Annotated in this window: 16 protein-coding genes; 7 read left to right on the forward strand and 9 right to left on the reverse strand. The window is 68.3% G+C overall.

The window, feature by feature from the left end:
* Positions 1-6: 6 nt before the first annotated feature.
* Positions 7-3228: a UvrD-helicase domain-containing protein gene (locus ACIA12_RS31505; protein ID WP_396370829.1), complete on the reverse strand. Its 3222-nt coding sequence runs from the start codon at positions 3226-3228 to the stop codon at positions 7-9.
* Positions 3228-6452, reverse strand: coding sequence for an ATP-dependent helicase (locus tag ACIA12_RS31510; protein ID WP_396370830.1), 3225 nt, complete (start codon positions 6450-6452; stop codon positions 3228-3230). The genes ACIA12_RS31505 and ACIA12_RS31510 overlap by 1 nt, the downstream gene beginning before the upstream one ends.
* A gap of 85 nt (positions 6453-6537) precedes the next feature.
* Here ACIA12_RS31510 and ACIA12_RS31515 point away from each other — a divergent pair, with 85 nt between their 5' ends.
* Positions 6538-7623, forward strand: coding sequence for a DUF4037 domain-containing protein (locus ACIA12_RS31515; protein WP_396370831.1), 1086 nt, complete (start codon positions 6538-6540; stop codon positions 7621-7623).
* A gap of 15 nt (positions 7624-7638) precedes the next feature.
* Here ACIA12_RS31515 and ACIA12_RS31520 read toward each other — a convergent pair whose 3' ends face one another.
* The 4 genes from ACIA12_RS31520 to ACIA12_RS31535 all read right to left on the reverse strand — a co-directional run bounded on the left by ACIA12_RS31520 (position 7639) and on the right by ACIA12_RS31535 (position 9796).
* Positions 7639-7941 (reverse strand): MGMT family protein, encoded by a 303-nt coding sequence (locus ACIA12_RS31520; protein WP_396370832.1) that lies wholly within the window; start codon positions 7939-7941, stop codon positions 7639-7641.
* 320 nt (positions 7942-8261) lie between these two features.
* Positions 8262-9104, reverse strand: coding sequence for a TIGR03560 family F420-dependent LLM class oxidoreductase (locus ACIA12_RS31525; protein ID WP_396370833.1), 843 nt, complete (start codon positions 9102-9104; stop codon positions 8262-8264).
* A gap of 37 nt (positions 9105-9141) precedes the next feature.
* Positions 9142-9492, reverse strand: a complete 351-nt coding sequence (locus ACIA12_RS31530) for a hypothetical protein (protein ID WP_396370834.1) — start codon at positions 9490-9492, stop codon at positions 9142-9144.
* Between the two features lie 37 nt (positions 9493-9529).
* Complete coding sequence (locus ACIA12_RS31535) at positions 9530-9796, reverse strand: DUF2277 domain-containing protein (protein WP_020385754.1); 267 nt, start codon at positions 9794-9796, stop codon at positions 9530-9532.
* An 88-nt stretch (positions 9797-9884) separates the two neighbouring features.
* Between ACIA12_RS31535 and ACIA12_RS31540 the strand changes: the two genes are divergently transcribed.
* The 3 genes from ACIA12_RS31540 to ACIA12_RS31550 all read left to right on the forward strand — a co-directional run bounded on the left by ACIA12_RS31540 (position 9885) and on the right by ACIA12_RS31550 (position 13209).
* Positions 9885-10520 carry a TetR/AcrR family transcriptional regulator gene (locus ACIA12_RS31540; protein ID WP_396370836.1) on the forward strand — a complete coding sequence of 212 codons (636 nt, stop codon included), beginning with the start codon at positions 9885-9887 and terminating at the stop codon, positions 10518-10520.
* Positions 10517-11320 carry a maleylpyruvate isomerase family mycothiol-dependent enzyme gene (locus ACIA12_RS31545; protein ID WP_396370837.1) on the forward strand — a complete coding sequence of 268 codons (804 nt, stop codon included), beginning with the start codon at positions 10517-10519 and terminating at the stop codon, positions 11318-11320. Before ACIA12_RS31540 ends, ACIA12_RS31545 begins: the two co-directional genes overlap by 4 nt.
* Before the next feature lie 131 nt (positions 11321-11451).
* The gene (locus ACIA12_RS31550; RefSeq protein WP_396370839.1) at positions 11452-13209 is read left to right on the forward strand and encodes a hypothetical protein; all 1758 of its coding nucleotides are present in this window, start codon (positions 11452-11454) and stop codon (positions 13207-13209) included.
* Positions 13210-13266: 57 nt separating this feature from the next.
* Here the strand turns inward: ACIA12_RS31550 and moeZ are convergent, their stop codons facing one another.
* The 3 genes from moeZ to ACIA12_RS31565 form a co-directional block, all read right to left on the reverse strand.
* A complete protein-coding gene (gene moeZ / locus ACIA12_RS31555) occupies positions 13267-14460 on the reverse strand; it encodes an adenylyltransferase/sulfurtransferase MoeZ (protein ID WP_396370840.1) in 1194 nt (397 codons plus the stop codon).
* Between the two features lie 127 nt (positions 14461-14587).
* Positions 14588-17332, reverse strand: coding sequence for a Calx-beta domain-containing protein (locus ACIA12_RS31560; RefSeq protein ID WP_396370841.1), 2745 nt, complete (start codon positions 17330-17332; stop codon positions 14588-14590).
* Between the two features lie 261 nt (positions 17333-17593).
* On the reverse strand, positions 17594-18511 hold the full coding sequence (locus tag ACIA12_RS31565; RefSeq protein WP_396370842.1) for an alpha/beta fold hydrolase: 918 nt from the start codon (positions 18509-18511) through the stop codon (positions 17594-17596).
* Between the two features lie 19 nt (positions 18512-18530).
* Between ACIA12_RS31565 and ligD the strand changes: the two genes are divergently transcribed.
* The 3 genes from ligD (at position 18531) to ACIA12_RS31580 (ending at position 20502) form a co-directional block, all read left to right on the forward strand.
* Complete coding sequence (gene ligD / locus ACIA12_RS31570) at positions 18531-19457, forward strand: non-homologous end-joining DNA ligase (RefSeq protein ID WP_396370844.1); 927 nt, start codon at positions 18531-18533, stop codon at positions 19455-19457.
* A 63-nt stretch (positions 19458-19520) separates the two neighbouring features.
* On the forward strand, positions 19521-19751 hold the full coding sequence (locus tag ACIA12_RS31575; protein ID WP_396370846.1) for a hypothetical protein: 231 nt from the start codon (positions 19521-19523) through the stop codon (positions 19749-19751).
* A 121-nt stretch (positions 19752-19872) separates the two neighbouring features.
* Complete coding sequence (locus ACIA12_RS31580; RefSeq protein WP_343982892.1) at positions 19873-20502, forward strand: TetR/AcrR family transcriptional regulator; 630 nt, start codon at positions 19873-19875, stop codon at positions 20500-20502.
* Positions 20503-20520 lie beyond the last annotated feature (18 nt).

Below are 20520 nucleotides of genomic sequence, written 5' to 3' on the forward strand. Positions count from 1 at the left end.
GAAGGTTCAGCCGTTGAGAAGCGTGATCAGGGCAGCGCGGTCCGGGAGGTCTGTCGGACGGACGATGTCGCCGGTACGGACGTAGTAGAACGCGGCGCCCACCTGCCCGACGGGGATGCCGAGCAGTTCGGCCCAGGCGACCCGGTAGATGGCCAACTGGAGCGGGTCGGCGGTCTCGCTGCGGCTGGTCTTCCAGTCGACCACGTCGTAGCCGCGGGAGCCGTCCGGGCGGATCACCTGGTAGACGGCGTCGATCCGGCCGCGGACCATCCGGCCGCCGATCGCCAGCGCGAAGGGAGCCTCGATCTCGTACGGCATCTGCTCGCCGTACGGACCGACGCGGAAGGCGTCCATCAGCTCGGTCAGGTCGGTGTCATCGACGATGCCCTCGTCGGCCGCGCCCGGCAGGTCGTCCGGGTCGAGCAGGAACTGCTGGCCGAAGTAGCTCTCCACCCAGGCATGGAACCGGGTGCCGAATCGCGCCGCCCGGTTGGGTTTCCGCGGCATCGGGCGGGCCAGGTCGGCGGCCAGACCGTCCGGGTCCTTCGCCAGCCGCATCACCTGGGTCGCCGACAACGAGGCCGGCAGCGCGACGTCGTACGCCTTCCGGCTCCGGCTTTCCCTTGCCTCTGACAACAATCGCTCCAGCTCGGAGTCCCAGCGCGCGACCGTCGCCTGCTCGTCCAGCAGCAGCGATTCCTCGGCTTCCTGCGACGGTCCTTCCGCGCGCGCCTGCTCGACCAGTGCCACCGATTCGAGCCGCCGCTGGTACGCCGCTGCGTCGTACGGCGCGGGCCATGGCGCGAGCGTCTGCTCGGCGAGCTCCGGGTTCTCCTCGTTGAGGTCAGGCTGCGGGGCCCAGTCGATGACCCGCTCCCCCGCGTGCTGCTTCAGCGTCTCCAGGTACGACGAGGGTCCGCGCGGGCGCTTCTGCGTCGGCCCCCACCAGTGCCCGGTCGCGACCAGGAGCTCCTTGGCGCGGGTGAAAGCGACGTACCCGAGCCGCCTCTCCTCCAGCGCGTTGACGTCCTTGCACTCATCGGCGAAGACCTTCAGCCCAGCGTTCGACAGGTCGTGGAAGTTGGGCAGCGTGTCGGCGTCACCGCGCAACGGCCATGGCAGCACCTTCGCGTTGGTCGTCCACTTGTCACGGCCGCGATCCGACGGGAACACCTTGTTCACCAGCGTCGGCACGAACACGATCGGCCACTCGAGCCCCTTCGACCGGTGCGTGGTCAGCAACTTCACCGAGTCCGCCTCGCTCGGTACCGCGAGGTCGAGACCCGCCGCATACTCTTCCTCCGCCGCCAGGTACGCCAGCAACCCGTCCAGCGAACCACTCGACTCCGTCGACACGAAGTTGCCCACGGCATCCAAAAACGCGGCCAGGTGATCGCGCCGGCCGGAGTCGACGTGATCGGGCGTGGCGGTGAGCTCGACGTCGAGGCCGATGGTGCTGATCACCCGGCGAACCAGATCGAGCAGCGGCTCGCCTGAGTGCGCACGCAACTCACGCAGCTCGGTCGACAACTCCCGGAACCGCTCCAGAGCCTCCGCTGAATAGCCCCACCCGGTCGGCCCAGGATCATCCACGGCCTCGGCCAGCGAGATGACCTCGGTCGAGTCCATCCCCGCCACCGCCGCGTCGAGGGCGGCGACGAGATCATCCGCGGCCGGGCGATCACCGGCGTCGGCCAGCACCCGGGAACGGTTGGCCAGCAAGGCGAGGTCGCGATGACCGATCCGGTAGCGCGGTCCGGTGAGGATGCGGAGCATTGCCGCGTTCGCGGTCAGATCGTTGACGGCCTGCAGGGTGGCGACCACGTCGACGACCTCGGGCAGCGCGAGCAGTCCGCCGAGGCCGACCACCTCGACCGGGACCTTGCGCGCGATCAACGCCTCGTGGACCGCGCTGAGGTCGGTGTTGGTGCGCATCAGGATGCCGATGTCCTTCCATCGGCGCTTCGGCAGCTTGTGCGCGGCGACGATCGCGTCCGCGACCCACTCGATCTCCTTCGAGCGCGTCTCGAACAGGCCGACCGTAATCGCGCCCTCGGGTGCTTCGGGCGGCGCCTCCAGCGGGATCACGCCGGGGTGCTGCTGGTAGAGCTCGGCCGCGTGCTGGTTGGCTGCCGCGAGGATTCGGCTGCCACACCGCCGGTTCACGCTCAGGACGTACCGCTGGGCCGGCGTACCGTCAGCGTTCTTGAAGTGTTCGGGGAACTCGTCGAGGTTCGCGACCGACGCGCCGCGCCAGCCGTAGATCGCCTGACATGGGTCACCGACCGCCGTAACCGGGTGTCCGTCGACGCCGAACAGCGCGGTCAGCATCCGCCGCTGCGAGACCGAGGTGTCCTGGTACTCGTCGAGGAGGACGACCTTGTACCGTCCTCGCTCGATCACCGGGACCTCGGGACACTCCTCGGCCAGCCGGGCACCGAGCGCCATCTGGTCGGCGAAGTCGACGACGCCCCGCTCACCCTTGTAGGCCTGATACTCCTCGACGAGTTGCAGGATCTCGCCACGCTTCAGCGCCGTCTCGGCCAGCTTCTTCACCTCGACCGTCTGCTTGCGCGCAGCCGCGACCTCAGCCCGCACGGCCTCGTCGTGAGCCCGTACTTCGTTCGCGCCGAGCAGGTGGTCGGCGAGCTCACCGTCGAGGGCGAGCAGGCTGTTGACCAGCGTCGGCACGTGATGCGAGGCGAATCGGATCGGCCCGTTAGACCGGCGTACCACCCGGCCGGCGAGCTGGAAACGGGTCGCGTCGGCAAGTACCCGGACGTCGGGCTCGAGACCGAGACGCAGGCCGTGCTCGGCGATCAGCGTGCCGGCGAAGGCGTGGTACGTCGAGACGACGGGCTCGCCCGGCTCCTCGGGCTCCCAGTTGGGGATGTTGCTGCGGAGGTGCGCGGCGAGGATCGGGTGCTGGTCGCGCGGCAGGGTGGAGCCGAGCACGCCGGCCTTGGTGAGGTCGTCGCGGATCCGCACGTCGAGCTCGTTGGCCGCCTTCTTGGTGAAGGTGAGACCGAGGACCTCCTCGGGCTGGACCTGCCCGGTGCAGATCAGCCAGACCACGCGAGCCGCCATCGCCGTCGTCTTGCCCGACCCGGCGCCGGCGACGATCACGCCCGGCGCGAGCGGCGCGGTGATCGCCTGCAGTTGCTGATCACTGAACGGAATCCCGAGCAGGTCACACAGCTCCGCCGTCGTCTCCAGCTTCGCTCTCATCAGACGATCTCCCGGCCTTCGGGCTGGATGGGGCAGAGGGCTCGGACGTCGCAGCGGTCGCAGCTCGGGTTGCGCTTGGCGATGAACTCCTCCGAACGGACCATCGACTCGGCGTCCTCGACCGCGTCGTCCAGCCAGGTACGACCGTCTTCGTCGGCCTCCAACGGAGCCTGGCCCTGGACCTTCGGCAAGCCGATGTCGTCATGCCGCAACTGGACCAGCTCAGCCCCGCCACTGCGCGGCTCCTCACCCAGCTTCTTCATCTGCCGCGACTCGATCGCCCGCTGGTAGATGGCCAGCTGAACATGCCGCTCCAGCGCCGGCTTGGTCGGCACGTTGCGCCCGGTCTTCAGATCGATCACCCGGATCGCGCCGTCGCCGTCCTGCTCCAACCGGTCCATCCGGCCCTTGACCCGGACCGCCGGCTTGTCCTCGTCCGGCAGCAGTACGTCGAACTCCACCTCGGTACCGAGCAGCGTCCGATCCGGCCGCCCCTGGTGCCAGGCGACGAACCGCCGCAACGCCTGCTCCGCCTCGACCCGCTCCCGATCCGAGATCCAGGACGACTCGAACTCGAGCTGCGTCCACACCTTGTCGAGCCAGCCGTTCAGCTCGTCGATGTCGGGCGGCAGCGTCCCGGTCGCGACAGCGTCGGCGAGCGTGTGCAGCACCATGCCGAAGCCGATGGCCGAAGTACTGGGTGTTTCACCGCCCGCGCGACGCTGCAGGAACCAGCGCAGCGGGCAGTCGACGATCGTCGTCAACGCGCTCCCGGTCAACGGCACCGGCAGGTCGGGATCGGTGATCGGGCGCTCCGACTTGGTGCGCTCGCGCACACCCCACCAGCGCTGCGGGTCAGCCGTCGGGACCAGCGCGTACTCCCGGTCGTCGACAGCGTCGGCGAGCTGCGCCAACCGGTCAGCGGCGACCCGCTTCAAGGCAGGCGACGAGGCGGGGTCGGCCAGTACGCAGCGGAGGTCGGCCACCAGACCGGGCAGCGACAACGGCCGGCGCGGCCGTCCGGCCACCAACTTCAAAGGAATGTCCAGCTCGGCAAGCAATCGGGAAGGCTGATCGCCGTCGGCCTCGGGCGCCTGGACGGCTGTCACGATCAGCCGCTCCCGCGCTCTCGTGATCGCCACGTAGAAGAGCCGCCTCTCCTCCGCGAGCATGGCACCGGCCGACAGCGGCTCGACCAGTCCATCGGGCCCTAGTCGATCCGGCTCCAGCAACGAGCCGCGCCTGCGCAGATCGGGCCACTGCCCTTCCTGGACACTGGCCACGACGACCAGCCGCCACTGCAGTCCCTTGGAGCGGTGCGCGGTCATCAGCTGCACGCCGGCTTCGCGGTACGTCGCGTCGAAGCGGTTGTCGCCGGCGATGTCCAGCGCCTCCAGCTCGGCGAGGAACGTCGAGACACCCTTGAACCCGATCTGCTCCTCGGCCCGGCTCGCGGTGTCGAACAGCGCGCAGAGCGAGTCGAGGTCGCGGTTCGCAGTACGGGCGACCTCGCCGCCGCTGTTCGCCTGGCCGCGGAGTCGTCGCAGCCACGGCGACTCCGACCACAGCGACCACATGACCTCGTCGGGCGCGGCTCCGGCCGTCACGATGTTTCTTGCCTTGAGCAACCTTTCACCGAGGGCGACGAAGCGTGCCTCGGCCGGTGATGCCTGCTCGTCGAGCAGCAACGGGTTCAGCAGTGCTTCGCGGAGCAACTCGTCGGACGATCGCGGGAGGCGCTGGCCCGCGGCTGCCTCGCGATCGCGCTTGCGCAGTACCCGGGCGAGGCGGCGCAACTGGCCGGCATCCATCGCGCCGAGCGGTGACAAGGCGAGGGCCCGGACGACGTCGACCGTCAAGGTGGCCGGGTCGGCGACGGCTCTCAGCGCCAGCAGCATCGGCCGCACCGCGGGCTCGCGCGACAGCGGCAACTCGTCGCCGGCGACGTCGACGGGGATGCCCGCGGCGGCCAGGGCGCGACGCAACGGCGGGATCGACCAGCTGCCCGATCTGACCAGCACCGCCATCTCGTGCCAGCCGACTCCGTCTTGCACGTGGGCACGGCGGAGCAGGTCGGCGATGTGCTCCAATTCGGCGCCGCTGGTCGAGTACAGGTTGGCCTCGACCTTGCCGGGGCCGTAGACGCAGGAGCTCGCGTCGGGGTTGCGGAAGCGGTCGAAGGTGTCGCGGTCGAGCGTGCCGGGGACGCCGAGCCGGTTGACGACGTTGCGCGAGACGCGCTGCAGGGTGGTGCCGAATCGGCGGGTGGTGGCCAGCGCGATCTGGGCGGCTTCGGCGCCTTCCGTAGTACGGAACTCGTCGGTGAAGCGGAGCAGACCGCGGACGTCGGCGCCGCGAAAGGTGTAGATGGACTGGTCCGGGTCGCCGACCACGACGAGGTCGCGGCCGTCGCCGGCGATCGCCTGGAGCAGCTTGGTCTGGCCGGGGTCGGTGTCCTGGTACTCGTCGACGAAGACGGCCTTGAACTCCTCGCGGAGCCGCGCCTTCACGTGCGGCTGCTCGGCCAGGATGACCGCGCGGTGGATCAGCTCGGAGTAGTCCAGCACCTGCTCGTGGTCGAGGATCTGCAGGTACTCCTCGAAGAAGTCGCCGACCGCGACCCACTCGGGCCGGCTGGCCGAATGCCCGATCGCGGACAGGTCCTCCGGGTCGAGCCCGAGCTGCCGTGCCTTGCCGATGACGGCCTGTACTTCCTCGGTGAACCCGCGCGTCTTCAGCGCCGGATGCAAGCTGGCCGGCCATTTCGTCACGCCGACCTCACGACTGCCCTCGAGCGACTCGCTCAGCCGGAGCGTCTGCTCGGGGCCGGACGGCAGCCGGAGCGGTACGTCGAACGCATCGGCCGGCGTGAACCGCCGAAGCAACGCATAACAGAACGAGTGAAAGGTCATCGACGGCATCGCCCGCGTCGTCCGCCCGAGCCGCGCCGTGATCCGGTCCCTGAGCTCGGTCGCCGCCTTCCGCCCGAAGGTCAGCACCAGCACCTCATCAGGCTTCAGCCCACGATTACCCACCCGATCGACGACGGCCTCCACCAACGTCGTCGTCTTCCCGGTCCCCGGCCCCGCCAGCACCAGCAACGGCCCACCCGCATGATCAACCACAGCCTGCTGATCAGCATCCAGCACCGGCGCCTCGGTGACCCGAGCCTGATGCCCGTCACCCCGCACCAACCGATACCGGGACCCAGTTCTACTGACCATCCCCCCATCCCACCAGACCCCACCGACAAATCCGACCCGGCACCCCACGGACGCCGCGCTGACCAGATCCAATAACGTCCCTGAGATGACGAGCTCCGCTTTCAGACCCGGTCTTGCGCTCGCTGAGGCCTTCTATGCAGATGTGGTCGCTCCGCTCGTCGACTGCCCACACACTGCCTGTCTGCTCGGCGAGGGATCCGAGATTCTCGGCTATGACAGCGCCCGGTCGACCGATCACGAGTGGGGTCCTCGGGTCCAGCTTTTCGTGAGCGCCGACAAGGTCGATCGCGTCCGCACCGCGATCGCTCAGGGGCTGCCCGCCGAGTACGACGGGCTCCCCACGGCGTGGTACTCACTGGCCACCAACACAGTGACGCACCACATCGAAGTCACCACCTTCGACGACTGGATCGTCGCCCAGATCGGAACCGATCCGCGGCAGGGCATGGACCACGCCGCCTGGCTCGGGCTGGCACACCAGCGACTTCTCTACGTGACCCGCGGGAAGGTCTTCAGAGACGATGACGGCGAACTCACGCGTGTGCGCTCCGCGCTGGACTGGTACCCCGACGACGTATGGCGATGGCTTGTCGCCAGCCAGTGGTACCTGATCGGCAACACCGAACCCCTCATCGGACGCGCTCTAGAAGCCGGCGACCAACGCGGCGCACGGCTTCTGACCGCCAAGTTGTGCAAGCTGATCATGCACATGACGTTCCTTCAGGAACGCCGCTACTGGCCCTACGACAAGTGGCTCGGCACCGCGTTCGCCGAGCTCGAAGCGGCCGCAACTCTGGGGCCGCTGATCGACGCCGCAATAGAACAAAGCCCCAAGATCGGAACAGACAGCGCGATCTCCCGCGCCCTGACGATGCTCGGCGACCGCCATACAGCCTTGGCGCTGAGCGATCCGGTCACACCGGTGATCGGCGACTTTCAGGTCAACATCAACGACGCTGTCCGGCCATACCCGGTCCTCAACACTTCCGATTTCATAGCGGCAACAACCGCAGCCATCACTGACCCGGCGCTGCGCAAACTGACAGCCGTCGGTGGGATCGATCAGCTCACCCATGCCGACGATGCGCTCATCCACTTCACGCCCTGGCCGGAACATCTGACGCGGACATACCGGACCCTCCTGAACACGCCCACGCCAGCCACCGCCTAGGTCCCGGCGACTGAGCTAGGGCTGTTCTTCGGGGTTCCAGCGGACTTCGCGGAGGTTTACTTTGCCGTTGGTTACGCGGACGCCGTCGCCGCGGAGGAGCTGGATCTGCTGGTCGACCACCTCGTCGGCGGGGATGCCGCTGGCCCGGATGACCCGCCACCAGCCGACGGCACCGCCGTACTCGCGCATCACGGCACCGACCTGACGAGGGCCGCCCTGACCGACGTACTCGGCGATGTCCCCGTACGTCGCAACCCGCCCAGCCGGAATCGACTCGACCGCCACCAACACGGCCTCCACATACTCCTCACGATCCACACCCCCACGCTATCCACCACCCCCGACAAAGTCCCGCTCCGTTCCGACCATGGCGGATTCTCCGGGTCGATGCCAGAGGAGCAACGCCGGGGCGGCACACACCAGTTGCATCAATTCGCCGAGGCATTACACGAAGTCGGCTCGCCGCCCACAACTAGCTGCCACCCCGGCACCGCGTTAACCACAGCGGCAGCCGGGACCGCCTGTTGCTCTTCGCCGTTGCTCTTCGCCGTTACTCTTCGCCGTTACTCTTCGCCGTTGCTCTTCGCCGTTGCTCTTCGCCGTTGCTCTTCGCCGTTGCTCTTCGCTTGTTGCTCTTGTCAGGCGATGGCTTTGGCGAGGGGTTCGAGGATGGTGGGTGGGGTGTTCAAGGGGAGGTTGAGGACGACGAGGTCGACGCCTGCTTCGGCGTATGACGCGGCTGTCGCCACGGCCTCGTCGATGGCTTGGGACAGCGGCTGGTCGGCGTCGATGCGGACGTTGACCGAGCAGGTGATTTCGGTGACGTCTCGGCCCAGGTCTTCGCAGTGGGCGACGAGGACGTCTTTGAGGGGTTTCCATTCGTCGGGGCTGGCGACGATGACGTTCCAGTGCTGGGCCCAGCGGGCTACGGCGCGCAGGGTGCGCTTGGGGCCTTTGCCGCCGATGGTGATGGGTGGGTGCGGGGTCTGGACGGGTTTCGGTTCGCAGTATGCGTCGGTGAGTTTGACGTACTGGCCGTCGAAGTTGGCGACCTTCTCGGTGAGCAGCGCGATCAGCGCCTGGGTGCCCTCGTCGAAGCGGTCGAAGCGTTCCTTCAGCGGGGGCAGTTCGATGCCGTAGGCGTCGCACTCCATCTGGTTCCAGCCGGCGCCGATACCGAGCTCGAGGCGGCCGCCGGAGATGATGTCGGTGGTGGCCGCCATGTTCGCCAGTACGGCGGGGTGCCGGTAGATCATCCCGGTGACCTGACAACCCACCCGGATCCGCTTGGTCGCCTGGGCGAGCGCGGCCAGCGTCGTCCAGGCCTCGAGGTTCGGGCCGGCCATGTCGCCGGTCAGCGGGTAGAAGTGGTCCCAGTGCCAGGCCGACTCGAAGACCTCGTACTCGTCGGCCGCGATCCACACGTCCCGCATCTGCTCCCAGCTCGTGTGCTCCGGCCTGGTCTTGATCGCGAACCGCATCCGCTGCCTCCTCGGTAAAGGTTTTCCAGCCCGAAATCTACCCCAGCGGCAGGCGGCAGATCGAGGACACCGGCGCCGACTGCTGGATCGCGGCGATCAGGGCGAACGCCTCGAAGACCACCCCGGCCACCGCCGTCGCGAACAGCACGATCGTCATCACCTGCCGGCTGCGACCGGACCAGCGGATCAGCAGCAGCAATGCGACCACCCCTAGCAGCAAGCCGACGGAGCCCAGCACGAAAGCGCTAGGCGGCATCGCGAGCGAGCCGTCGCAGGCCGCGCGGCGACGGCGCTCGAGTTCGGCACCGGCGTTCAGGCACGTCAGGGTCAGCACCACCCCGACTACAGTCAGGCCGAAGACCACGCCCTGCCGCCGCCAGTCAGCCATGCCACCGGGCACCGCTCGCCCGCCCCCCACCGAGCTGTCAGTCCAGGCCGAGGCGAGCCCGTACTTCGGGGCGGCGCAGCGGCGGCACGGTTTGTGGTGGGACGCGGCGTTCCGGCATCTCTTCCAGAAGCGCCTCGGTGATCTTGGCGACCTCGGCGGCGGCGCGCTCGATCGGGCCGCGGGTGGTCGCGCTGAGCGAGCCGACGCCGGTCACCTTGCGCACGTACTGCAGCGCCGCCGCGTAGATCTCTTCCGAGGTCGCCGCCGGCTCAAGTCCACGAAGAACGGTGATGTTTCTGCACATGCGAAAACAGTACGTGCCACCAGGGACAAGTACAGAGAAACGCTACGAGCTGTTGACTTACCTACGACCATTAGGTTTTCCTCAGTCTATGAGCACAACAGGCCTCGATCGCAGGTCCCGGCGACGGCAGCAGACCATCGACGAGATCCTCGACGTCTCGGTCGCGCTGATGGAGACCGAGGGTGTCGCCGCGCTGAGCCTGTCCGCGGTGGCCCGGCAGCTCGGGATGCGGCCGCCGTCGCTCTACCAGTACTTCCCGTCGAAGCTCGCGATCTACGACGCCCTGTTCCAGCGCGGCTCCGCGCAGATCCGGGACGCCCAGCGCGAGGCCCGGGCCCGCGCTCCTCAGGATCAGGAGCTCGAGCGCGGGATGGTCGCGTTCAGCCGTTGGTGCATGGACAACCAGGTACTGACCCAGTTGCTCTTCTGGCGGACGGTGCCGGGATTCACTCCCTCCCCCGAGGCTTTCGCTCCGGCGGAGGACATGGTGAACGACCTGAGGTCCTACCTTCAGCAGGCGGTCGACAAGGGCAGGCTGCATCAGGACGCGACCAGCGACGAAGGCATTGCGCTGTTCACCTCGCTCACCGCCGGCGTGCTCTCGCAGCAGATGGCGAACGAACCACAGGCGACCTACGAGACCGGCCGCTACATGAAACTGATGCCGACGGTGCTCGACATGTTCTACCTGCACTACCGACCGACCAGGGGGAAAGAGAAATGACCACCACAGCGACAGCCGCGCGGGAGATCGCCCGCGCCGACCGGTCCGCCGCCCGCCGTCACCGCGACGCCGAGCTCGCGGCCTGGCAGGACCTGATGACGACCCTCGACGCCGCCGACTGGGAGCGCCGTACGGTCTGCACGGAGTGGGACGTCGCCGACATCGTCGGCCACCTGTGCGGACAGGCCGAGGACGTCAACAAGCCGTGGTCCTTCCCGCTGCGTGATCGCCGGGCGCGAAAGATCTACCCGACGACCCCGTTGCTCGACGCGCACATGATGATCCAGGCCGACGACCACCGCGGTACGCCGTACGACGTCCTGCAGAACCGCTTCGGCAAGCTCTGGGGCAAGGCCACCAAGACCATCAGCCGCAACCCGGTGCTGATCCGCAGGATGCAGGTGAAGATCGAGGGCATCCCCGGCTTCGACAAGCTCGACCTCGGCTACATCCAGGACATCCTGCTCGCCCGTGACCTGTGGATGCACCGCGACGACGTCTGCCAGGCGCTCGGCCGGGAGTTCGACGCCGGCCCGTACGCCGACGAGGTGGTCGCCCAAGTGATGCGCGACATCGTGGACGGCCCGTTCTGGTCCGGTACGCCGGTAGTGCTCACCCTCACCGGCCAAGGCGGCGGCACCTACCGCCTCGGCCACGGCGACCCGATCGCCACCGTGAGCACCGACGCGATCGCCTACATGCGCACCCTGTCGGGCCGCGACGACCAGCCGACCGTAAAGCTCCTCGACGGCGATCCAGCCGGCGCCGAAGCCGTCGCCACCTGCCGCATGCCTTTCTGAACAACCTGCAACAACCTGCAAACCCTGTAACGTGCGCAGGCCGGCGCCGATGAGGTCAGCGCGACCGGCTGTCGTGTCGCTCTGACTATCTAGGGGTTCTTTTGCGTGCGTTTCCGCGCTTCAGCGTGCCGATGGCTCTGTCGGCCGTCGTCCTCACCGCGACCGTCCCGGCAATGGCGGCCGGCGGTTCCACAGCCGCCGAATCGGCCGATTCCATCACCGTCGCGCACACCGTGACGACCGAAGGGGTCAGCCGGACGTTCCTGGGGCGGATCCCCGTCCAGAGTGCGACCCAGGTCGAACCGCTCGCGGCCTCGGGTCCGACGCAGCAGGTCGACAAGGCCATCGCGGCTTCGGCCGACGGACGGCAGGTCGCCTTCTCGCAAGGAGGGACGAGCCTGTGGACGGTCTCGGTCGTCCCGTCGGCGCAGCCGGTGAAGATCCTCGACGGGAAGAGCGGGATCGCGGCCAAGTCATGGTCGCCCGACGGCGCCAAGATCGCCTTCGAGAACGGCCAGAACGGCACCTCCTGTGTCGACATCGTCGGCGCCACTGGCGGCGCGGCGGTCCGGGTCGGTTGCAACCTGGCGGCGCCGTCCTGGCTGCCCGACAACCAGACGCTGATCGTCAAGGATCAGCTGACCGGCAAGCTGCAACGCGTCCAGGCGAGGGCGGCCGGCGCGGTCCTGACGACATACGCCGGTACCGAGCTGGCGCAGCACCCGGTCGCGTCACCGGACGGCCTGTGGATCGCCTACTTCAAGAGCACCTCGGTGAACGTGCTCCCGGTGGCCGGCGGCACCCCCGTACCGGCTCCCGCCGTCGGTACCAGCGGTGAGTCGATCAGCTGGGCGAAGTCAAACCTCCTGTACGTCGCCCGCCGGACGGAGGACGGCAGCAACCTCCAGCAGATCCCGGTCAACGACGGCCGTCCGCAGACGAACGCGGAGCTGTTCAAGCCGCCGGCCGGAGAACTGGTCGAGTCGGCCGTCCTGCAAGGCCCGCGACTGTCGATCAAGCCGACCATGGCTGCCGTCGGCGCGAACCTGTCCGTGTCCTACGACACCACCGGGCTCGTCAGTCCCTTCGTCACGTGTGAGTTCGACGGAGTGAAGACGGCGCCCTGCCCGGCGTCGCCGTTCAAGAAGTCCGGCGTCACGGCCGGCCGGCACGTGCTGCGGATCGGGGCCGTCGAGCAGGGCGGGCGCGGTACCGAGGCCGTCCGCTGGCTCGACGTCGACACCGCGGCGCCGACCGTCAAGCTGACCGGTACCGCGTTCGACGTGACCAAGGCAGCCACCGCCTCGATCAGCTACGCGGGGACGGACAACACCGGCATCGGCTCGTACGACGTCCGCTACCGAATCGCTCCCACCGCGGGAACCTTCGGTGCCTACGCGACGATCAAGTCCGGTACGACGGCCACCTCCGTGGCGATCGACCTGGCCGCGGGCTACGAGTACTGCGTATCGGTCCGGACCCGCGACATCGCCGGCAACCTGTCCGCGTGGACCGCTGACCGCTGCTTCTCCAGGCCGTCCGATGACCGTCTGATGGGCGCGGCCAAGGGCTGGGTCCGGGCGAGCAACAGCGCGTACTACCTCGGCACCGCGACCACCACCAAGGCAGCGGGCATCTCGGTCTCGCGGAGCGTGCAGGCGAAGCGGCTGTTCCTGATCGCGACCAAGTGCGCGACCTGCGGCAGCCTGAACGTCTTCTACAACGGCAAGTCCGTCGGCTCGGTGAACCTCTACAAGGCCACCACCGAGTACCAGGCCATCGTGGCGATGCCGGTGCCGACGACGTTCCTCACCGGATCGGTACTGCTGACCACCCGGGTGACCGGCAAGGTCTACCAGCTCGACGGCCTCGCTGTCCGTCGTACCTGAGACAACGAAAAGGCCCCGCCCCTGGAAGCACCAGGGGCGGGGCCTTTCGCATGAACCTCAGTAGGAAGGCTGCGACGGGTCGATCTGGTCGACCCATGCGACCACACCACCGCCGACGTGCACCGCGTTGGCGAAGCCCGCGGCCTTGGCGATCGCGAGCACCTCGGCGGAGCGGACGCCTGACTTGCAGTGGAAGACCAGCTGCTTGTCCTGCGGGAGCTTCTCGAGCGCGACGCCGGTCTGGAAGTCGGCCTTCGGGATCAGCACCGAGCCCGGGATCCGGTTGATCTCGTACTCGTTCGGCTCCCGGACGTCGATCAGCTGGAAGTCCTTCTCGCCGTTGTCCTTGAGCTTGATCCACTCGCTCAGCGTCTTCACCGAGATGGTCGAGCCGACGGCCGCGTCGGCCGCCTCCTCGGTCAGCGCGCCGCAGAAGCTCTCGTAGTCGATCAGCTCGGTGACGGTCGGGTTCTCACCGCAGATCGCGCAGTTCGGGTCCTTGCGGACCTTCAGGGCGCGCCAGTTCAGGTCGAGCGCCTCGTAGATGTTCAGCCGGCCGAGCGACACGTCGCCGATACCGGTGAGCAGCTTGATCGCCTCGGTCACCTGAGCGGCGCCGACGGACGCGCACAGCACGCCCAGTACGCCGCCTTCGGCGCAGGACGGGACCATGCCGGGTGGCGGCGGCTCGGGGTACAGGCAGCGGTAGCAGGGACCGTGCTCGGCCCAGAAGACGCTGATCTGGCCGTCGAAGCGGAAGATCGAGCCCCAGACGTACGGCTTGCCGAGCAGTACCGCGGCGTCGTTCACCAGGTACCGGGTGGCGAAGTTGTCGGTGCCGTCGACGATCAGGTCGTACTGCTCGAAGATCTCGAAGACGTTGTCGTTGTCGAGGCGGACTTCGTGCAGCACCACGTTGGTGTTCGGGTTGGTCTCCAGGATCGACTCGCGAGCCGACTGCGCCTTGGACTTGCCGACGTCGGACTGGCCGTGGATGATCTGGCGCTGCAGGTTCGACTCGTCGACGGTGTCGAACTCGACGATGCCGAGCGTGCCGACCCCGGCGGCGGCCAGGTACAGCAGCGCCGGGCTACCGAGGCCGCCGGCGCCGATCACCAGCACCTTGGCGTTCTTCAGCCGCTTCTGCCCGGCCATCCCGACCTCGGGGATGATCAGGTGCCGTGAATACCGGCGGACCTCGTCGATGGTCAGCTCGTCGGCCGGCTCGACCAGCGGTGGCAGCTGTGGCACGTGACACTCCTCGTCAGCGGGAAACTTCAGGGAACGACGGTTACAACCCCTCGTTCCTCCTCCATGTTCCCGCACGACTCCAGGGCCGGCCCGCGGGGTCCGCATGGCGGACCCCGCGTCTCAGATCTCAGTCGTTGTCGGTGATCGTCGCCTTGATCAGCGCCGGCACCTTGTAGTCGACACCTTCGACACTGGTCAGGTTGACCGAGAAGGTCTCGGCGGGCTCCTTGACCTTGTCGTCGATGAGCTTGACCTCGATGTCGGCGGTCGTCTTGCCCGGTTCGATCTGGCCGTAGACGGAGGTGTCCGGCGGGTTCTGGGTGCCGTCGTCCTCCAGCGTCGTGAAGTCCTTGCGGATCACGGCCGTACCGTCCTTCAGGTCACCACCGAGCCACACGTACTTGTCGCTCGGCGCCGACAGCTTGAGCGGGAACTTGATCGTGCCCGCGTTCTCGGCCGCCGTCGGCGACCCGATCGTCAGGGTCGGCGTCGGGTCGTCGTCGATCACCTCCGCGTTGCCGATCGAGTGCCCGAGCAGCGCGTCGTGCGGTACCGACAGCACCAGGCCGAAGGGGCTGTCGTAGCTGTCCCGGGTGTTGCCCGCGACCGCCACGGTCACCTTCTGCTTGGTCTGGCCCGGCTTGAAGACCAGGTGCTTGGCGATCGACGTGACCGATGGAGAGTCGCTGTTCGCCTCGGCGTACACGCTGATCGGGCGGATGCTCGGCCGGGACAGCGTCACCCAGAAGTCGACGTTCTTGACGCCCGAGTTGCCCTCGGCGACCTTGCCTGCGTCGGAGGCCGACACCTGCGGCAGCTTGGACGGCGCCGACAGCCCAAGGCCAGGGGTCGCGAATGCCAGGTCGCTGACGAACACCGACCCGGTCGCGACCTTGTCGGTCGCCAGCTCGATCGCCCGGACGTCGCGCAGGTCGATCCCCTTCAGCGAGCTGGTCGGGATCCGCACGGTCCGCAGCAGGTTCTTCGGCAGACCGCTGTCATGCGCACCCGGCATCCGCAGCAGCGCGTCGCTGACCGCCGACACCGGTACTACGGCCTTGCGGCCATGCCCGTCGACCACGCGGACGCTCAGATCCGCCTTGGGTGCACCCGACGGATCGGGAGTCGCGCGGAACGTCAGCGCGGAGTACCGGCGGACGTCCCGCTGGTACGCGCTGAGCTTGATCCGGACGACGCCGGTCTTGCCGGTCCAGGTGAGCTTGGTGACTGCCGTGGTCGGCGTCTTCGAAGCGAGGTACGCGGTCACCCAGTGCGGCGAGTCCGAGCTGTTGTCGGTCTTGAGGCAGGTGGCAACCGCGGCAGCACGTTGCGTGGCCTCGTCGACCCCGCCACACACGACCGCCTTGGCGCTCCCCGTCACGGCGCCCTTCGGCAGCGCCGCGTCGAGCTTGTTGATGTCCCGCCGGGTCGCCACCGGAGCCTGCGAAACAACCCGTACGACGGCCTTGCCGACCGACGCGGGGTGCGCGTTCGAACCGTCGAGCAGCGGGAGCAGCTTCGTCTCGTGGCCGAGTTGCAGCCGGAAGAAGCCGGCCACGTACGCGGTACCGACGGCCTGCTGCTGCTTCGGCGTCAACCGGCCCGCGTACTTCGCTCCGCACGGCGCGGCCTTGTCGTTGTCGCTGTACCAGTCGTCGTTCGACGGCGCCACCGACTGGCCCGGCGTCCACTCGGTGTTGAAGAAGTTGTGGTTCGCGCCGAGGACCGTGACGGTCGAGCGGGTCGCGGCGTCACCGGTCACGGAGTACCGGGTGTCGTCGTAGAACTTCTGTCCCTGCAGATCCGATACGTCGCCGTCGCAGTACGGCAGGATGACGCTCATCGCGACGCCGGGCACGGTCGCCCGGGCGAAGTCGGTCGGGGCGAGCGGCAGGACCGCGCGGATCCCGTACTTGCCACCGCGGTCAGCATTGAGCACCGCCGCGCGGGCGACACCTTCGCCACCGCGCGAGTGACCCATCAGGCCGATGTTGTTCAGGTCGACCTTGCCGACGAACTTCTTGCCGAACGGCCCGCCGCCGATTGTCGACCACTTCTTCCACAGGTCGAGGTGGTCGAGGATCAGCTCGGCCCGGGCCTGCGCGCCGGTGTCGAAGACGCCGCCGTCGTAGGCGTTGATCGCGTTCGCGCTGATCGAGACGACCTGGTAACCGTTGCTCGCGAGCGCCTTCGCCGGGCCGTCGTACCCGCGGTAGCTCGGGATCGGCTTCTCGCCCTTGGCGCAAGGCCATGGGTTCGTCGGCTCTTCGGTCGCATCGCCGTAACAGACCGAGTGCCGGCCGTGCAGGAAGATCACCAACGGCCGGGCACCCGGCGCGCCCTTCGGCGAGTAGACCTTGCCGACGACCTCTGACTTCTGCCCGAGACCGGGCAGGTAGACCGCCTGGTCACCCAGGTTGTACTCGGCCGTCTGGACAACATATTTGCCGGTGGCACCCGGATCGACGGCCAGCTTCGGGCCGAGTGGTGCCTTCAGCCAGTCCTTGTCGGTGGTCACGCCACCGGCCAGGCCCTTGCTCTTCTTGCCGTCGTTCCGGCCCAGATCCCCCGACCAGACCAGCTCGACGTTCTTTGCTTGCAGCAACGACGGGTCCGGACTGACCAGCGAGACGGTGCGCTGGTCCGGGGACTGCTTCGCCACCCCCACCGGCTCACCGTTCACCGCGATCAGCGGCAGCGCGTTGCGCATCGGCGCCGGCGCGTCCAGCCGCAACGTCACTTCATAGCCGTCACCTACCGGCCGTACCGTCCAATTCTTGCCTTGGGCAACTGATTGCCCCGGCTCCGGCGGCGCGGCGTGCGCCGGCCCCACCGGGGCAAGCAGCGCTCCACCGAGCAGCGCGACAGCCATCCCCGCTCTTCCGAATACCCGCACAGCGGTCCTCTCGTCAGCAGACAGATCATCTCGACTGACTCCCGGCTTTGGCGGCAGGTTGTCGAATCCGGCGAAATCGGCGAAAGATCATCCCTGGGGATGATCTTCCGGCCCCGGCCTGCTACCTGAGTCGGTACCACCGGCCGTGCCGAACTGTTCGTACGTCAGTCGTCGACTGCCAATAGTGCGGGCTGAACGCCCTGCGAATGTGAGGATCTGATGGCAGCTTGATTGCAGTTACCCGATCAGCTGCCGGAACGCCCGCGCGACCAGCTCCGGATGTTCCATCTGCGCGACGTGCCCCGATCTCGGCAGGTAGAGCAACCGCGCGTCCGGGAAAGCCTGCTGCGCCTTGGTCCGGATCTTCGAATCGACCAGCCGATCCCGGCCGCCGTAGACGAGCAGGACGGGACAGCGGACCTTGGCGGCGTCGGCCCACAACGACCGTCGCGGCCGCGCGAACTGCGAGAAGAGAATGCTGCGGGCGGCCTCCAGGGTCGCCTCGGTTCCCCACGTCTGGCTGTCGCGGGCGCGCAACTCGGCCTCGTACGCTTCGAGCACCTCGGGTGGCAGCAGCCGTGGCTCGCCGAAGATCACCGACAGCGAGGCCTTGAACCGCCGCTCGAACGGCATCCGCCGGGTCCGCTCCAGGACAGCCTTGCCAAGGCGCGGCGTGGAGATCGCGGTGAACCACAGAGCACTGGCCGAAACGCGCGGGTGTGGGAGCGCCGGCGAGACCAGGGTCAGCGAGGCCACGTCGTCCGGCCGCCGCGCCGCGAGTGCCACCGCGGCGGCGCCACCCATCGAGTTGCCGAACAGGTGTACCGGCTGGTCGAACTCCTTGGTCATCAGCTCACTGAGCACCTCTGCCTGCTCGCTGATCCCACCCATCCCCGGCAGCGGCGGCGTCTGACCGAAGCCCGGCAGATCCGGGGCGATGCCGCGAACGGTGTCGTTCAGCAGCAGGCCGAGCGTCGTCCAGTTCAGCGACGACCCACCGAGGCCGTGCACGAAGAGCGCGGGCGGGAGCTTCGCGTCCGCGCCGGGCACGTCTCTGACCAGCAGCTCCACCCCAGAGACCGGCACAGTCCGTGCAGGCCATTCCTGCGCTCCCCGCGGCGACGCGGCGCCGGTTACTGCCCCGTAACTCTCCACGTAATGCATGGTAGGACGCATGAGCCCTGGACCGAAGCAGTTGACCACCGAGGTCGATGGTCAAACGATGAAGCTCACCAACCTCGACAAGGTGCTGTATCCGCAGACAGGGTTCACCAAGGCCGAGGTGATCGACTTCTACCACCAGGTCGCGCCGGTGCTGCTCCCCCACCTGTCCGACCGGCCGCTGACCCGCAAGCGCTGGCCGGACGGTACCGGGGCGGCGTACTTCTTCGAGAAGAACGCACCGCGCGGTACGCCGGATTGGGTCCGCACAGTGGTACTGCCGACCCCCGGTAGTTCCACCGGGCGGGACGAGGCGGAGTTCGTGATCGCCGACGACATCCAGACGATCGTCTGGCTCGCCAACCTGGCCGCCCTCGAACTCCACGTCCCCCAGTGGCGGGTCGGACTGTCGGACCAGGGCAAGACCCCGATGGCCGACCTGATCGTCTTCGACCTCGACCCGGGCCCCGGTACGACGATCGTCGGGTGCTGCGACGTCGCGCTGGCCCTGCGCGAGCTGCTGAACCACTTCGGCCTCGAAGGCTGGCCCAAGACGTCGGGCAACAAGGGCATGCACCTGTACGTCCCGATCGAACCCGCCTCGTCCCGCGCCACCAGCGCCTTCGCCAAGCTGCTGGCCGAGCAACTCGCCGAGGCGCTGCCCGAGAACGTCACCGCGAACATGACCAAGGCGCTCCGCCCGGGCAAGGTGTTCATCGACTGGAGCCAGAACGCCAGCGCGAAGACCACCCTGGCGCCGTACTCGCTGCGCGGCGCCGAGGAGCCGCGGGTCTCCACCCCGATCGACTGGGACGAGGTCGCCGGCGCGACCGAACCCGCCGACCTGACCTTCCTGCCGCACGACGTGCTCGCCCGGATCGACGAGTACGGCGACATCCTCCAGGGTCTGTACGACGAGCCGAAGCCGCTGCCGTCTTAACCGCGGCGGCTCTGGGTACTGGCATGTCCTGGCATCCGATCCCGATCATCCGAGGAGGCCTCGATGACCAGCGACTCCGGCGAGGTACCGGCGGGCGCTCTCGACCTGCCCGGGCTCGACGCGGACCATCCCGACGAAGCCCCCGAGAACGACGTACTCGACCAGCGGCTGCCACCGACCGGCCACGAGTCCGACCCGGCCGAGGACTACGACCTGCCGGCCGACGCCGATCCCGCCGACGTGGCCGATCAGCATCGCTCCGGCGGCGAACTGGACGAGTCCGAGTACCGCTGACCTGTTGCCGGGCCGACGCCGGGCGGGTGCCGAAGCTACTGGCGGGACACACCGCTGGGTAGGATTCGGTTCAACTACCCGGGGGTTCTGCTCGGGTGCCGCACCACCGAAGGAGCCCGACGTGTCGACGACACCGGAGACCGCGCCCAAGCGCGGCAGCCGCCTGCCGCGGCTGGCCCGCCGCGCGCAACTGCTCGAGGCGGCCCAGGAAGTGTTCGTCGCGAACGGCTACCACGCCGCCGCGATGGACGACATCGCCGACCGCGCCGGCGTCTCCAAGCCCGTGCTCTACCAGCACTTCCCCGGCAAGCTCGAGCTGTACCTGGCTCTGCTCGACTCGTCCTGCGAGGCGATCGTCGCCTCGGTCCGGGGCGCGCTGCGCTCGACCGAGGACAACAAGGAGCGGGTCGGCGCGACCATCCACGCCTTCTACGACTACGTCGCCAACGCCCAGGGCGCCTTCCGGCTGGTCTTCGAGTCCGACCTGACCAACGAGCCCGCCGTCCGCGAGCGGGTCGACCGGGTCACCCACGCGTGCGCCGAGGCCTGTTCCGAGGTGATCAGCGCGGATGCCGGGCTGAACAAGGAGCAGTCGATGGTACTGGCCGTCAGCCTGGTCGGGATGGCGCAGGTGAGCGCGCGGTACTGGCTCGCCTCGGACAACCCCACGCTGATGCAGGAGCAGGCCGCCGACCTGGTCGCCAGCCTCGCCTGGCGCGGCATCCGGGGCTTCCCCCGTACCGAGGGCTGAGCAGCAGGGTTCTGCTCT

Source organism: Kribbella sp. NPDC051620 (assembly GCF_044453825.1).
GTDB lineage: Bacteria > Actinomycetota > Actinomycetes > Propionibacteriales > Kribbellaceae > Kribbella.